Annotated in this window: 12 protein-coding genes; 5 read left to right on the plus strand and 7 right to left on the minus strand. The window is 43.4% G+C overall.

The window, feature by feature from the left end; genetic code table 11:
* Positions 1–193: 193 nt before the first annotated feature.
* The 6 genes from D0C36_RS15415 to panC form a co-directional block, all read right to left on the minus strand.
* Positions 194–886 carry a hypothetical protein gene (locus D0C36_RS15415; RefSeq protein ID WP_147322004.1) on the minus strand — a complete coding sequence of 231 codons (693 nt, stop codon included), beginning with the start codon at positions 884–886 and terminating at the stop codon, positions 194–196.
* Positions 887–975: 89 nt separating this feature from the next.
* Entirely contained in the window at positions 976–3,792 is a 2,817-nt protein-coding gene (carB, locus tag D0C36_RS15420; protein WP_117392494.1) for a carbamoyl-phosphate synthase large subunit, read from the minus strand.
* Positions 3,793–4,089: 297 nt separating this feature from the next.
* Positions 4,090–4,656, minus strand: a complete 567-nt coding sequence (locus tag D0C36_RS15425) for a hypothetical protein (RefSeq protein WP_117392495.1) — start codon at positions 4,654–4,656, stop codon at positions 4,090–4,092.
* 67 nt (positions 4,657–4,723) lie between these two features.
* A complete protein-coding gene (locus tag D0C36_RS15430) occupies positions 4,724–5,686 on the minus strand; it encodes an energy transducer TonB (RefSeq protein WP_117392496.1) in 963 nt (320 codons plus the stop codon).
* Positions 5,687–5,712: 26 nt separating this feature from the next.
* On the minus strand, positions 5,713–6,063 hold the full coding sequence (gene panD / locus D0C36_RS15435) for an aspartate 1-decarboxylase (protein ID WP_117392497.1): 351 nt from the start codon (positions 6,061–6,063) through the stop codon (positions 5,713–5,715).
* A gap of 175 nt (positions 6,064–6,238) precedes the next feature.
* On the minus strand, positions 6,239–7,069 hold the full coding sequence (panC, locus tag D0C36_RS15440; protein ID WP_117392498.1) for a pantoate--beta-alanine ligase: 831 nt from the start codon (positions 7,067–7,069) through the stop codon (positions 6,239–6,241).
* Positions 7,070–7,230: 161 nt separating this feature from the next.
* Between panC and D0C36_RS15445 the strand changes: the two genes are divergently transcribed.
* The 3 genes from D0C36_RS15445 (at position 7,231) to glmS (ending at position 11,445) form a co-directional block, all read left to right on the plus strand.
* Positions 7,231–8,055, plus strand: a complete 825-nt coding sequence (locus D0C36_RS15445) for a glycogen/starch synthase (RefSeq protein WP_117392499.1) — start codon at positions 7,231–7,233, stop codon at positions 8,053–8,055.
* Positions 8,056–8,070: 15 nt separating this feature from the next.
* Positions 8,071–9,468: a DUF4270 domain-containing protein gene (locus tag D0C36_RS15450; protein ID WP_117392500.1), complete on the plus strand. Its 1,398-nt coding sequence runs from the start codon at positions 8,071–8,073 to the stop codon at positions 9,466–9,468.
* 141 nt (positions 9,469–9,609) lie between these two features.
* Complete coding sequence (gene glmS, locus D0C36_RS15455) at positions 9,610–11,445, plus strand: glutamine--fructose-6-phosphate transaminase (isomerizing) (RefSeq protein WP_117392501.1); 1,836 nt, start codon at positions 9,610–9,612, stop codon at positions 11,443–11,445.
* Between the two features lie 73 nt (positions 11,446–11,518).
* Here glmS and dtd read toward each other — a convergent pair whose 3' ends face one another.
* Positions 11,519–11,971: a D-aminoacyl-tRNA deacylase gene (gene dtd, locus D0C36_RS15460; RefSeq protein WP_117392502.1), complete on the minus strand. Its 453-nt coding sequence runs from the start codon at positions 11,969–11,971 to the stop codon at positions 11,519–11,521.
* 30 nt (positions 11,972–12,001) lie between these two features.
* Here dtd and D0C36_RS15465 point away from each other — a divergent pair, with 30 nt between their 5' ends.
* Together D0C36_RS15465 and D0C36_RS15470 are read left to right on the plus strand one after the other, a co-directional pair.
* A complete protein-coding gene (locus tag D0C36_RS15465) occupies positions 12,002–13,021 on the plus strand; it encodes a hypothetical protein (protein WP_199502035.1) in 1,020 nt (339 codons plus the stop codon).
* A complete protein-coding gene (locus D0C36_RS15470) occupies positions 12,984–15,389 on the plus strand; it encodes a hypothetical protein (RefSeq protein WP_117392503.1) in 2,406 nt (801 codons plus the stop codon). The genes D0C36_RS15465 and D0C36_RS15470 overlap by 38 nt, the downstream gene beginning before the upstream one ends.
* The last annotated feature ends 54 nt before the right edge of the window (positions 15,390–15,443 follow it).

The following is a 15,443-nucleotide window of genomic DNA, read 5'->3' on the forward strand; positions in this document are numbered from 1 at the left end:
GCTTCAGCCAACGGAGAATTGTTAAAGTAAACTGGCTTTAGCCGAAACCCACCAAGAGAGTTTGGGCTGAAGCCCGAAGAAACTCGACTTTGTTATCCGTTGCTGAAGCCAACGGCAATGAATAAAACCATTATCCAACAAAAAAGCGACGAAGTATCACTCCGTCGCTTTTCTATTTTGTCCGTATATCTGCTTATGCGAATCTTGCTTGTTTGGTTAAGGTTGCCGGCTCCAGCTGGAAGTTATCGGCAAACAGGTCGCGTACTTTGTCGATGATCTCGGTACGGTTTACGGTTTGTGCATCGCGGCGGCATTTAAGGTAATGCTCGCGGGCAATTTTTTCAGACAGGTCGCCAAGCGTTTTAACCTTAAGCTCTTTGCCAAATTTACCGGCAAGTATCAAGCCTGTAATTGAAGCTACCATGCCTACGTAACCTACAATGCTGTAAACAAAGCTAACCGTGATAAACACCAGTAATGAAAGGGCAAATGCCCATACAATACCTTGCTTAGGGCGCAACAGATTCATGTGTAAACCCATCTCTTCTTCCACATCGGCAATTACTTCAATACGGTTATCGCGCGGGAAAAGCTCACAAAGTTTTGTGGTTGGTTTAAGATCGCAACGGTCAACTTCTTTTTTGGCGTTGATAGCGTTACGCAACTTGTAGAAAGCCTGCTGCGTGGTGCAGCTATCGGCTTGTACTTGCTTTACTTTACCAATAACCAGGTCGCATAGTGCGCCGAAGGTTTTTACGTGGTTAAGATCCTCACTCTCGAATTTAATATTGAACGAACACTCAATTTTCGCCAATACATCACCTATATCTTCCGGGTCGATAGTATTTAAATTTACTACCGGCGCACTCTTCAAACTAACTTTCAATCCTATAGCACTAAATTAAACAATGGGATAAGCCGCCGCAAATATACGGTGGCTTATCCGTTAATTCAAAACTGATGCCAGCTCTTGAATTATTTACTTAAATACATTGATTTTTCTTTGTACAGATGCCTGAAGTAAGGGTCCTGCAGATCAGGGATAAATCTGATGGCCTCACCTGTCGATTTCATCTCAGGGCCCAGTTGTTTTTCAACCTCAGGGAACTTATCAAATGAGAATACAGGCTCTTTTATAGCATAACCTTTAAGCTTACGCTCAATGGTGAAATCTTTAAGTTTATTAGCGCCAAGCATTACTTTGGCAGCAATGTTAATGTAAGGTACATCGTAAGCTTTAGCTATAAACGGCACCGTACGTGATGCACGTGGGTTAGCTTCAATTACGTATACTTTATCATCTTTTATAGCAAACTGGATGTTAAGCAAACCGCGTACGTTAAGCGCGCGGGCTACTTTCTCCGTGTACTCTTCCATCTGGCTGATAACGCTTTCGCTCAGGTCAAACGGTGGCAATACAGCATAAGAGTCGCCAGAGTGGATACCGGCAGGCTCAATGTGCTCCATCATACCAATGATGTGTACATCCTCGCCATCGTGGATAGAATCTGACTCGGCCTCGGCAGCACGGTCAAGGAAGTGGTCGATCAATACACGGTTGCCGGGGAGATTTTTCAACAAATTAACCACAGCTTTCTCCAGGTCCTCATCGTTTATCACAATGCTCATACCCTGGCCGCCAAGTACGTAACTCGGGCGAACCAATACAGGGTAACCTACCTCGTGTGCAACTTCAAGAGCCTCTTCAGCGCTTTCGGCAACACCGTATTTAGGGTAAGGGATACCCAGGTCTTTCAGCAGGTCAGAGAAACGGCCACGGTCTTCGGCAATATCCATATTGTCGAATGATGTACCGATGATCTTGATGCCGTGTGCGTGTAACTTCTCAGCCATTTTAAGAGCGGTTTGGCCACCCAACTGAACGATCACGCCTTCAGGTTTTTCAAGATCGATGATCTCGCGTACATGCTCCCAGAAAACAGGCTCGAAGTAAAGTTTATCGGCCATGTTAAAGTCGGTTGATACGGTCTCAGGGTTACAGTTAACCATGATAGCCTCGTAACCGGCCTCTTTAGCAGCTAATAAGCCGTGTACACAGCTGTAGTCGAACTCAATACCCTGACCGATACGGTTAGGGCCCGATCCTAATACGATAATCTTTTTCTTATCAGATACTTTCGACTCGTTCTCGCCTTCGTAAGTTGAGTAGTAGTATGGCGTTTGTGCAGCAAACTCGGCAGCACAGGTATCTACCATTTTGTAAACCCTTCTCAGGCCTAACTCTTTGCGGCGTTGGTAAACATCTTCTTCGGTAACGTTACCAAGGATGTAAGCGATTTGCGTATCAGAGAAACCTTTTTGTTTAAGGGTGTAGAAGAAATCGTCAGGAATGTTGTTCAGCGAGTATCTGCGAAGCTCATTCTCTAAGTTAACCACATCCTGGATCTGGTTCAGGAACCAGCGGTCTATCTTAGTTACCTTACGGATAGACTCCATTGGTACACCAAGGCTCATGGCATCATAAACGTGGAACAATCTGTCCCAGCTTGGATGCTCAAGACTGTGCATAATTTCCTCAAGGTTGCGGCTCTGGCGGCCATCGGCACCTAAACCGGCACGACCGATCTCTAAGCTTTGGCAAGCTTTCTGTAAAGCCTCGATAAAGCTACGACCTATACCCATAACCTCACCAACAGATTTCATCTGCAAGCCAAGCTCGCGGTTAGCGCCTTTAAATTTATCAAAGTTCCAGCGAGGGATCTTCACGATTACGTAGTCTAACGTTGGCTCAAAGTAAGCTGAAGTAGTTTTGGTGATCTGGTTCTCAATTTCATCAAGGTTGTAACCTATGGCCAGCTTGGCAGCAATTTTGGCGATAGGGTAACCTGTTGCTTTTGATGCCAGGGCCGATGAACGCGATACGCGAGGGTTGATCTCGATAGCGATGATCTCCTCGTTTGCAGGGTTAACCGAGAACTGTACGTTACAGCCACCGGCAAAGTTACCAATGGCACGCATCATTTTGATGGCCTGGTTACGCATTTCCTGGTAGCAGCGGTCGCTCAGGGTCATGGCTGGTGCCACGGTTATAGAGTCGCCGGTGTGGATACCCATTGGGTCGAAGTTCTCGATAGAACAGATGATAATTACGTTGTCCCGGTTATCACGTAATAGCTCCAGCTCATATTCTTTCCAGCCCAAAACGGCCTGCTCAACCAATACCTCGTGGGTTGGTGAAGCCTGTAAACCACGACTAAGCGCGGCATCAAAGTCTTCTTTTTTGTGTACAAAGCCTGCGCCTTTACCACCCAGCGTATAGCTTGGGCGAATTACCAGCGGGAAGCCAATTTCTTGCGCACCCTCTTTACCTTCAAGGAAAGAGTTGGCAATTTTTGATTTGGCAACACCCACGCCGATGTCAACCATCAGCTGGCGGAATGCTTCGCGGTTTTCTGTTTTCTCGATAGCAGCAACGTCAACACCTACTACCTTTACACCATATTTTTCCCAAATGCCGCGCTCTGATGCCTCAATACAAAGGTTAAGCGCAGTTTGGCCGCCCATGGTAGGCAGTACAGCGTCTATCTGTTGTTCCTGAAGGATCTGCTCCAGGCTTTCGCAGGTTAGCGGTAAAAGGTAAACGTGATCGGCTATAACCTTATCGGTCATGATGGTTGCCGGGTTGCTGTTGATGATAGATACGGAGATGCCTTCGTCTTTAAGCGAAAGGGCAGCTTGCGAACCCGCATAATCAAACTCACATGCCTGGCCGATAATGATAGGGCCAGAACCAATAATTAGTACGGATTTGATGGATGTATCCTTGGGCATAGGGCTTTAAATCAAAAAGTTAAAAACGGGCGTTTAGCCATTTAACAATAAGTTCTATGCGCTGAGATTGTGAAGTATTTTCCCGTCTCAGCATCGGGGTGCAAAGATAGTAACTTACAAGGATTTGCAGCGTTAAATTTTCAAATTTAATACGCGGCAAATAAAGAATGGATTTAATTAAAGTTAAGGATATATTATTAGGGTTTTAACCACATGGGGGAGAAGTAAAATTGGGGAGAGAAAGGGGGGCGGCGCAGGTGATGATGTAGCAGGCGCTAAAAGAAACAGTACTAATTCTTAATGGGACATATCTATAAAATAGTCGTCATAAGGTTTCAACAATAAACAGTCGATGACTTTTTGATCTTTCCCGTTAAAATTGATCATATTAAGTAACGTTTGTTGAATAATATTCCTGTGCATAAAAACCCTACTAATCTTTGTCGCAAACATGCGGGCTTCGTCATTTGATACCGTATCTTGCTTTAAGGAAGGGAAAGAACAACTGTGCAGATAGCTATAAACAAATGGTTGAACGACTGCTTTGTTTAATTTTTTAAGTGTGTTCATTAAAGGTCTGTCATTTTGTAAAGCTTTCACGGCTGTCCGTAAAGCGTCTTCTACAAATTTGGTCGAATCGTTACTAAATGTTATGTTGTTTATGATGCCCTGTTTGTTCACCTCAAATTTTACGAATACTAAGGCCTGTTTACAAACCTTCAGAAGTTCAGCTGTATCTGGTTTGTAATTTTTTCTGATCGATTGCCGGACGCGATCAGCTATTTGCTCATTCGTCAGCATTTGTGCTTTTGCATTAACTATAAAAGCAGAAATGCTGACAATAAGGAAAAGTATTCTCTTCATAAGTGCTTTTGTCAAGATCAAATAACTTATATTATTCCCAATTGGATTGTATTTGCATACGCCAATATTACTGCAACGCAAAATTTATCGGAACACTGTACTGCACACGAACCGGGATACCATGCCTTAATCCCGGCAACCATTTTGGAGACTTTTTCAATATTCTCATCGCTTCCTGGTCAAGTAACGGATGTGCTGACCGGGCTACGCGGATGTCTGATACATCGCCATTTTTCTCTACTATAAATGTTAATATAACATAGCCGTAAATATCATTTTTACGGGCCTCGTTCGGGTATTTGAGATTTCTCGAAAGAAATTGGCTGAAAGCCGGCACGCCACCTTCAAAAGCCGGAGCCCTTAGGTTTACACCATCATAGGTAAACGTCTCGCCATCTTTTACCGATGTGCCTTTGATGAGTTTGCCATCTTTATATTCTTCAGTAAAAGTAAATCCGTATTTTTTGTCTTCGCCGTGCCAGGTGCTGTCTCTTTTGCCGTCAGTTATCTTTCCCCATTCGTTCAGGTACTTAAAATCCCAGTCGTAGCCCTTGTAAAAGCCCTTGCCGTTTTGCACCAGAGCTTTGCCTAACGAATCATAATTGGCTACAACGGTGAACCGCGCCATGATCTCGTTATCGCGTGCGCCATCTGTGGGGTAAATGATAGTTCTGTAGAGTTTTCCGTTTGGATAATATTCAGAGGTTTCGCCGCCTTTGATGTTGCCTGTATAAATGGATCGGCTTTGTATAATGCCCGATTGAAAGTACTCCGTACATTTGCCTTCTAATGAAACGGCCGGCGAATTTTTGGTAGAGAAGGCTTCCATTTTTGTTTTGCCGTTTTTGTAAACGTCAGTAACAATATAGAGGTTTGGGTTGCCGTCAATAGGGTTTATGGTACGGGTATAATCCGCGCTATCGGGAATATCCACATACCTGCCGTTCTTTTTTAAGTAGTAAACGTTTTGCTGGGCAAAGCCGGCAAATGCAAGAAAAAGTAAAAAAGCTAAAGTGAAAAGAGGTTTCATTAACAGTGCGTTCAGGCACTGCTAAATTACTTAATTAACTTGTTATTACCGTCAGGGAAAACCAGAATTGGTTCGTATTTGCGGGCTTCATCCATCTCCATGTAGGCGTATGACATGATGATCACAATATCGCCAACCTGAGCCAGGCGTGCAGTTGCGCCGTTAAGGCAGATAGTGCCACTACCACGCTCGCCTTTAATAACATAGGTTTCAAAGCGGGCGCCGTTATTGTTGTTAACAATTTGCACTTTTTCGTTCGGGATGATATTAGCAGCGTCTATCAGGTCTTCGTCAATAGTTATACTGCCAACGTAGTTCAACTCGGCCTGTGTAACTTTAACCCTGTGAAGCTTTGATTTTAATACCTCAATTATCATGGCGCAAAGGTAGGAATAATTTTAGTCGATAGTCCATAGGCAATAGTCCATGGTAAGTAAAGATTTGTTTGGTTCATGGTTGATAGATGATGGTTCATGGCCGAAGCCAGCTATCATCTATTAAAAATAAACACATACTATGAACCATTAACCATGATCCATGAACTTAATACAGCTAATAAATCAACACATTGTCTATCAATCTTGTTTTACCCACTTTGGCAGCAGTAAGAGCCACAACTGATGTGGATGCAGGGGTAGCAGGCAGCAACGTTTTTCCATCTACAATGCGAAAGTATTCAGGTTCTACGCCTTCTTCCGCTGCAAGCATTTCCATGGCTTGTTCTTCCAATTCGGCTTCCTGGCTGATATCGAAATGCTCTTTAATATAATTGAGGGTTTTGGAAAGGACGAGAGAATGCTTGCGCTCATCTGCAGATAAATGCACATTGCGCGAACTCATGGCCAATCCGTCGGTTTCGCGTTCAATGGGGCACATCACCATATTTACGGGGATGCTCAGCAATTCCACCATGCGGCTCACGATCAGGAACTGCTGATAGTCTTTCTGGCCCATGTATAAGTTGGTAGGCTTAACAATATCAAGCAGTTTGTAAACCACCTGGGTAACCCCCTGGTAATGGCCCGGGCGAAATTCGCCTTCAAGCAACTGCTCAAGCGGGCCAATATCTAAATGCCATTGCTCATTATCGTCATACATTTCGTTTACCTCGGGGTTAAACAAAATGTCGCAACCGGCTGCTTCCAGTTTGGCCATATCGGCCTCAATGGGGCGCGGATATTTCTCCAGATCTTTGGGGTCGTTAAACTGGGTGGGGTTAACAAATATGCTGCAAACGGTAATGTCGTTTTCGGCTTTGGCGCGTTTTATAAGAGCGATGTGGCCGTTATGTAAAGCACCCATGGTGGGTACAAAACCTACGGTTGCGTTAGCTTGTGCTGACAGATATTCGCGGATAGCCTGCCGTGTTTTGAATGTTTTCAAATCCAGAGAAAATTTGTGGCAAAAATTTGGCAAAGGTGTATAATTCTTTAAAAACTACCAAAACATAGTTGCACAAGTGGTTGCCAGTGTTTATAATAATGCTTATATTTGCAGACTCAAATTTTTTTGACTTCTTACATTTACATTAATATCGATTAGTGATGGGTAAATCAAAACTACTGTTCATAACTCATGAAATGTCTCCTTTTCTCGAAATTTCTAAAATTGCTGAGATAACACGCCAATTGCCGCAGGCAATGCAAGATAAGGGTTTCGAGATCCGTATCCTGATGCCGCGTTTTGGTAACATTAATGAGAGAAGGAACCGTTTACATGAGGTTATCCGTTTATCGGGCATGAACATTATTATCAATGATAATGATAACCCGCTTATTATCAAGGTAGCCTCTATCCCTGCAGCCCGCATGCAGGTTTATTTCCTGGACAACGAAGAGTACTTTCAGCGCAAACACGTATTTAACGACAAAGACGGTAAGTTTTATGCCGATAACGATGAGCGCATGATCTTCTTCTGTAAAGGTGCGTTAGAAACCGTTAAAAAATTAGGCTGGGCGCCTGATGTTGTTCACTGCCACGGCTGGATGAGTGCATTGGTACCTGCTTACTTAAAAACTACTTATAAAGACGACCCTACTTTCAAAAATTCAAAAGTAGTTTACTCTATTTACGGTAACGATTTTAAAGATAAGCTTGACCCTGAGTTTGCACGTAAAGCAGTTATGGGCAACATGACAGAGGAGCATACCGAAGCTTACAAAGAAGGTACTAATACCGCGCTTTACGCGGGTGCCGTACAATACAGTGATGCAATAGTTTTAGGCAGTGCAGATGTTGATGCCGATGTGTTAAATATTGTTAAAAACAGCAATAAATCGGTGTTAGATTACGTTTCCACTTCTGATTTCGAAAATTATTACAATTTTTACGAAGAAATCACCGATGAGCAATTGGTGGATGTTGCATAAGCTATAAAAGATTATATGAAATTTTACAAATTAGGCTTATTAACCCTGTTAATAAGTCTTTTTATTTTCGGTGGCTGTAAAAGGCAGGATGGCATAGGTTTGGATGTAGACCCTGCAAATCAGATAAATGGCACCCTGCTTGTTGATACAAGCGCTGTTTTAACAACAGTGCCAGAAGATACCGTTGTTACCAATAACCTTACTTCGAGGGCGCCATTAGCCTACTTTCAAGACCCTATTTATGGTAACACCGAGGCAAATATTGCTGCGTTGCTTAACCTGCCCGGAAGCACCACTTATACCCTGCCAACAGGTACTATCTCAATTGACTCGGCAGTATTGGTACTGCCTTATGCTACAGATGGTTTTTACGGTGACTCCCTGCTGTCAACATTTAAAATAAATGTGCACCAATTGGCAGAAAACATTGTAACATCAAAAAGCTATTACAATACCGCCCAGTTTAAGTTTAACGACCAAACTATAGGTTCTAAAACCTTTAAGGCCCGTGCACATGATAGCTTACAGATTTACAATATTGTAAAAGGTGGCCCCGATACTTTGATAAAAGTGGTACCGCAGATACGTATCCCTATCAGCAATGCTTTTGTTTACAATAATTTCTTTAACGCGCCCTCTGGTATGTTACGTACAAATGCAGCTTACCAGAACTATGTTAAAGGCCTTTATTTCACTATCGACAAAAATGGCTCAACCGGCGTAGGTGGTAACCTTGCTTTAAGTATTGATAGTAATGCCAGGATACAGGTTTATTATAAACTTACATCATCTGGCACAATTGATACTACTTCGGTTTCGTTACCTATAAATACAAACGTTAACCAGATAAAGCATACTTACAGCAGCCGTGTAGATGCAGCTTTGAAACAAACATCAACAGATGGATTGGTTTACCTGCAGGGTTTAGTTGGTTTAAGGTCTAAGATAACCTTCCCTAATGTAAAGGATATCCTGGGCACTGTTGGCAAAAATGCGGTAATAAACAGGGCCGAGCTTGTGATAAAAGTAGCTCCGGGAACAACAACCCCTTTTGCTCCCAATCAGCAACTAACCCTTTACAGGCTTGATCTTGCAAGGCAGCGAGCACAATTGCAGGATGCATCAACTACAGATATACGTAATGCAGGGGTGTTTGGCGGAAGATATAATGCAGCCGATGGTACTTATCGCTTCCTGGTGACTGCTTATTTGCAAGATCTTATAGATGGCAAAGCTGTTGACTACGGAACTTATCTGGCGCCGGTTGGCCCAACTATAGCTACGGGCACAACAACACAGCAAACCGTAGATATATCGCCTACATCAACCTATGCCCAGCGTACGGTTATCATTGGCAAAAATTCGCCGGATAGGGTTAAGCTTAACATCATTTACACTAAGATAAATCCGTAAAAAACTTTTTAAAGTAAATTAAAAAGATACCTCATTTGGGGTATCTTTTTTTGTATGTGAACTTTTTTGCGGTAATGCGGTTTATTACCGTACTTTTGCGCTTACATCTGATTTGAAAAACATTAAAAATTACATCTATCTATGTGTGGAATTGTAGGTTACATAGGCTTTAGAGATGCCTATCCAATAGTTATAAAAGGCTTGCACCGACTGGAGTACAGAGGCTATGACAGTGCCGGTATTGCACTGGCCGACGGCGACCTTAAACTTTTTAAAAAGGCCGGAAAAGTAAGCGATCTGGAAGCCTTTGTTGAAGGCGAAAATACAAGCGGCAGTGTTGGTATGGGCCACACCCGCTGGGCTACTCACGGTGCCCCAAGCGACAGGAACTCGCACCCGCATACCTCAGGCGATGGCAAACTGACCATCATCCATAACGGTATCATCGAAAACTACGCAGTGCTTAAAGAAGCCCTGACCTCAAAAGGCCACGAGTTTAAAAGTGATACAGATACCGAGGTGCTTATACACCTTATTGAGGAAATAAAAGACGTTACCGGCCTTGGCCTGCGCGAAGCAGTTAGATTGGCACTTAACCGTGTGGTTGGTGCTTACGCCATTGTTATCATGAGCGAAGAAGAGCCTGATGAACTGATAGCCGCCCGTAAAGGTAGCCCTATGGTTATTGGTGTTGGAAAAGGCGAATACTTTATCGCATCTGATGCTACTCCGATAGTAGAGTACACTAAAAACGTTATCTACTTAAACGATAACGAGATTGCCTATGTACGCCGCGATGACCTGCTGATCAAACACATTGACAATACGGTACAAACTCCATACATACAGGAGTTGGAGCTTAAGTTGGAAATGCTGGAAAAAGGCGGCTATGATCACTTTATGTTGAAAGAGATCTATGAGCAGCCTCGCTCTATCCGCGATTGTCTGCGTGGCCGTATTTACCCCGAGCAGGGTGTTGTACAGTTAGGCGGCATAAAAGAGTACGTAGAGAAGATCAAAAATGTTGACCGTATCATCATTGTAGCTTGTGGCACCTCGTGGCATGCAGGTTTGGTAGGCGAGTATTTGATTGAAGAGTATGCCCGTGTACCGGTTGAGGTGGAGTATGCTTCAGAGTTTAGGTACCGCAACCCTATCATCACCTCAAAAGATCTGGTGATTGCCATTTCACAATCTGGCGAAACGGCCGATACCATGGCGGCTATTGAGCTGGCTAAAGAGAAAGGTGCTACCATATTTGGTATCTGTAATGTGGTGGGTGCTTCAATCCCTCGTATTACCCACGCGGGTGTTTACACGCACGCCGGTCCCGAGATCGGTGTGGCATCTACCAAAGCATTTACTGCGCAGGTTAGCGTATTAACGTTGATGGCTTTCTACATAGCCCAGCAACGCGGTACCATTACTCAAAGCAAATTTGTTGAATACTTAACCGAGCTTGATGAGATACCGCAACTGGTTGAAAAAGCTTTGTTATGCAACGAAGAAGTAATTAAGATCGCCGAACGTTTTAAAGATTCTGCCAACTGTTTGTTCCTGGGTAGAGGCAGCTCGTTCCCTGTGGCATTAGAGGGTGCTTTAAAGCTTAAGGAGATCTCGTACATACATGCCGAAGGTTACCCGGCGGCAGAGATGAAACACGGCCCTATTGCCTTAATTGATGCCGATATGCCTGTAGTGTTCATCGCTACCAAAAACTCACAGTATGAGAAAGTGATCAGTAACATTCAGGAGGTAAAAGCACGTGGCGGCCACGTAATTGCCATCGTATCAGAAGGTGACACTGATGTTAAGGCAATGGCCGATTACACCATTGAGATACCGTTGACCGGCGAAACTTTTGTGCCGCTGTTAGCTACTATTCCGTTGCAGTTATTATCGTACCATATTGCGGTAATGCGTGGCTGTAATGTCGACCAGCCTCGTAACCTTGCAAAATCGGTTACGGTTGAGTAATTGATAATATATCCTTTAAAATAAAAAGCGCCCCGGTTGTCATCGGGGCGCTTTTGTTTATAACGAGGTAAAGTTATTCTTTCACTTTGGTATCGATGGTGATAGTCACCGGTCCATCGTTCACCAGGCTTACCTTCATATCGGCACCAAAAATGCCGGTAGCTACTTTTTTGCCAATGAGTCCCTCGAGTGTGGCTATCATTTTTTCATAAAGCGGGATAGCCTTATCAGGCCTTGCCGCACGTAGGAACGATGGGCGGTTACCCTTCTTAGTAGCGGCAAACAAAGTGAATTGCGAGATGAGCAGGATATTGCCATCAATATCGGCCAAAGCTTTATTCATCAAACCATCTTCGTCGCCAAAAACACGCAGGCCCACAATTTTTTGTGCCAGCCATTGCATGTCTTCGTCTGTATCGGCATCCTCAATGCCTAATAAGATCATAAAACCAATTCCAATCTCGCCGGTAATGTTACCATCAACCCGGCAGGCCGCTTCGGATACTCTTTGTATAACTGCACGCATGTGCAATTATAAATTAATACTTTTGAAATAATGAAACTCCGCCTGCTGTTATTGCTTTTTCTCTTATCGGCCTGCAGGCACGAAAGAAAAACCGATACTGCTTTTTATTACTGGAAAACGGTTTATAAGGCCAATCCGGCCGAAGTAATTTACAGGCAGCAATTACATTCAGGCAAACTTTACGTGCGTATAATGGACGTTGATATGGATGAGACCGGCACTGTGCCGGTACCTGTATCGCCCATAATATTTAAAAATAAACTGCCTGATACCGTTAGTATGGTGCCGGTTGTATTTATTGTGAATGATGTATTAAAGAACATCACTAAACCGGCGCTTGATAACCTCGCCAAGAAGATATTATTTTTTGTAAACGGCAAAGCGGAGCAGGCAGGTAAGCCCGGGTACCAGGAACTGCAAATAGACTGCGACTGGACACTAACTACCCGCGATAATTATTTTTATCTGCTCAATAAAATACGCAGCCAATTCTGCGGGCAAAAAAGGTTGCTTTCGGTTACGCTAAGACTGCATCAGTTAAAAAATCAGAAACGCAACGGCGTGCCGCCTGCAGACCGTGTTATGCTGATGTGTTATAACATGGGCAATCTGCGTAAATATGGTAGCCAGAATTCCATATTAGATATTGCTGAAATGAAAAAATATATCAACAGCAACATTAGCGAATACCATTTACCGGTAGATATTGCGCTGCCTTTATTCAGTTGGGCTGTTGCTTTTAGGAATAAGAAATATATAGGCATTCCTAAGCAGGTAAGTTACCGTGACCTTGCTGATACAGAGCAGTTCATTAAACAGGGCGATAATATGTATCGTGCAAAAACAGAACTGCCGCAATACGGGTTGAGGTTAAATGATGAGGTGCGGTGGGAAAATTCATCATTGCCGGCATTGCAAAACGCTGCAAAATATTTATCCGGACTGATAAGGTCAGATACCGTAAATGTTGCCTATTTTCACCTTGATGAGGCAACCATAAAAGCCTTTAAACATGAAGACCTGGACAAGATCACTCATTTATTTAATTAGTTTTTCGGTTTGCTTTTTTGGCGAGGTGGTTATTAACCTGGCCTGCGGGCCCGAGCCTGATCCTTATGATTATTACGTATCGTTTTTTCATAATGATCTTTCGCAAAGCAATGGCTTCCGCCCGTTTACATTCACTAACTATTCGTTTTTATACAGCGATGAGGAGCCGGTAAATGAGCAGGATATTAACGCGGCAGAATGGGCAGCTTACCTTGGTCATAATACTACCACAGCCCACGTAAAGCAAGCTATGTATAAACTCAATGGCAAAACCGATACGCTTTTAAATAACGGTTTTCTAATAAGCGGTTCGCGCCTGCCCGATAGTTTAAGAGGGAATAGCTTTTTAAAAAATCTGCCGACTAATAAAAGTGCCTATAAATATTATGGCTTTACAAAAAGAATAGAGCCGCTGGTTAACTACGCTACCGATTATTGGGATCCTAAACCTATTGATACCCCTGCGTTAAAGCGATCGGCAGGAGAAGCGCTGTCTCTGGCCGCAACTACCGGCGATAAATTTACCAGACTGAGGTACTATTACCAGGCACAGCGCCTGCTTCATTATTCGGCACAATATAAACAGGCGGCAAAAGTATATGATAAACATATTGCCGGCGAGGTGTCAGGCAGCCGTATTAAAGCATGGGCCCTGGCATTACGCGCCGGCGAGGAACGCCGTATAGGTGATACGGTTAAGGCTGCTTACCTGTTTTCGAAAGTTTTTGCTCTTTACCCCGAGCGACGCGTACAGGCCTATCGTAATTACAGGGCTATTGATGTACCAAAGGCCGCTATACTAACGATAGCTAAAACCAATGAAGAAAAAGCAACCATATATGCTATTGAAAGCTTTGGCAACCCTAAGCCTGATGTGGAGGCAATAAAAAATATTTATGATATACAGCCAACATCGCCACTGATCACTACACTGATAACGCGCGAAATGAACAAACAGGAGGAGTATTACCTTTCAAGGGTACTCAATGACCCTCAAACGCCTATAATGAATTCGTTTTACGGGATTGATTGGGCCGGTTCAGAAAAAAATGCAACCGCCCAGGTAAATCAGTTAGATAACCTTTGTAACCGCATAGCCAGCGAACATAAAAATCCTGATCACGCTATCGGCTACCTTGCATCGGCTTATCTGGCATGGATGCAAAAAAATACTTCAAAAGGCCTTGATGAAATAAGCCTTTTGAATAACGTAAAGCTTACTGAAAAGCTGGACGGCCAAAAACAGATCATTAAACTGCTGCTGGCATCACAAGGTATGCAGGCAAAAAATAAGATGGATGAGGCTGTACTGCTGCCATCGTTAAAATGGCTGGATAGCAAGGTAAAGGCAGAGACCCGGGATTTTTATAAAAAGCACTCCGGCGCCAATTATTATTATTACGGCGAAACAGACGAGCGGCGCTTTGCTGTAACGGCCCGGAATTTTTATCATTCGGTTTTGGCACCAATGTACCTTAAACAAAAAGATACCGCCATGGCGGCATTAGCCATGGTAACCGGCGATATCCCCGGCAACAAACCTGATCTGAGTTACGAAACGATTGATTTTTTGCAGAACTTCATCCATTCAAAAGCATTTGTAAAATTAATACAATGGAGGACTAAGGCCCCAACCATGCCTTATCTGAAATTCATGAGCCAAAAAATTGCTGCAGCAAAACCCGCATGGTTATATGAATTATTAGGTACCGCATACCTGCGCGAACACCAATATGAGAAGGCTATATCGGCATATAGCCATACTACCAAAGCGGCGATCAACCAGGGAGATGAAGCCTCAAACCCGTTTATAAGTCAGTTGGCCGATTATCCTAAAATATACCAGGATGGTTCAAGGCGCAGCTATAATAAACTCGAATTTGCAAAAGCGATGGCAAAGCTTCAGCGGCAAATTGCGCAAAAGCCTACGGCAGCCGTTTACTTCAAATATGCAACCGGACTATATAACACTGCCATGCACGGTAATTCGTGGGACCTGATCAGCTACAACTGGACGGCTAATGATTTTGGCCGCAATAAATATTATTATGATGTTGATTACATCAGATCTGCCAATGCCGAGGTCTATTATTTAAAAGCACGTGCCTTGAGTAAAGATCCGGAGTTTAAAGCCCGGTGTACCTTTATGGCGGCCAAATGCAGGCAGAAACAAATCCGTATCCCTAACTATCGTGACAGCGACTACGAAACCGCTGATTTAAATTACAGCAGGTTAGTAAGACAAAACGCATATTTTAAACAACTTGGCGACGGGTATAAAGGAACTGCTTTTTTTAAACGCGCGGTAAACGAATGCAGCTATCTGCAGGATTTTTTAAAAGGAAGAATAAAAAGAAGTAAGCGTTAAATCTTTTAAACTCAGATGCAGCCAGTTTTAATTCTTGATTCTTGCCTCTTGTCT

This window comes from Mucilaginibacter conchicola (assembly GCF_003432115.1).
GTDB classification, from domain to species: Bacteria; Bacteroidota; Bacteroidia; order Sphingobacteriales; family Sphingobacteriaceae; genus Mucilaginibacter; species Mucilaginibacter conchicola.

What these genes read in the sequence shown, in the direction of transcription:
- carB (WP_117392494.1), bottom strand. Translation starts at nt 3,792, where the DNA reads ATGCCCAAGGATACATCCATCAAATCCGTACTAATTATTGGTTCTGGC.
- glmS (WP_117392501.1), top strand. Translation starts at nt 9,610, where the DNA reads ATGTGTGGAATTGTAGGTTACATAGGCTTTAGAGATGCCTATCCAATA.
- D0C36_RS15425 (WP_117392495.1), bottom strand. Translation starts at nt 4,656, where the DNA reads ATGAAGAGAATACTTTTCCTTATTGTCAGCATTTCTGCTTTTATAGTT.
- D0C36_RS15465 (WP_199502035.1), top strand. Translation starts at nt 12,002, where the DNA reads ATGAAACTCCGCCTGCTGTTATTGCTTTTTCTCTTATCGGCCTGCAGG.
- D0C36_RS15470 (WP_117392503.1), top strand. Translation starts at nt 12,984, where the DNA reads ATGAAGACCTGGACAAGATCACTCATTTATTTAATTAGTTTTTCGGTT.
- D0C36_RS15445 (WP_117392499.1), top strand. Translation starts at nt 7,231, where the DNA reads ATGGGTAAATCAAAACTACTGTTCATAACTCATGAAATGTCTCCTTTT.
- dtd (WP_117392502.1), bottom strand. Translation starts at nt 11,971, where the DNA reads ATGCGTGCAGTTATACAAAGAGTATCCGAAGCGGCCTGCCGGGTTGAT.
- D0C36_RS15450 (WP_117392500.1), top strand. Translation starts at nt 8,071, where the DNA reads ATGAAATTTTACAAATTAGGCTTATTAACCCTGTTAATAAGTCTTTTT.
- panD (WP_117392497.1), bottom strand. Translation starts at nt 6,063, where the DNA reads ATGATAATTGAGGTATTAAAATCAAAGCTTCACAGGGTTAAAGTTACA.
- D0C36_RS15430 (WP_117392496.1), bottom strand. Translation starts at nt 5,686, where the DNA reads ATGAAACCTCTTTTCACTTTAGCTTTTTTACTTTTTCTTGCATTTGCC.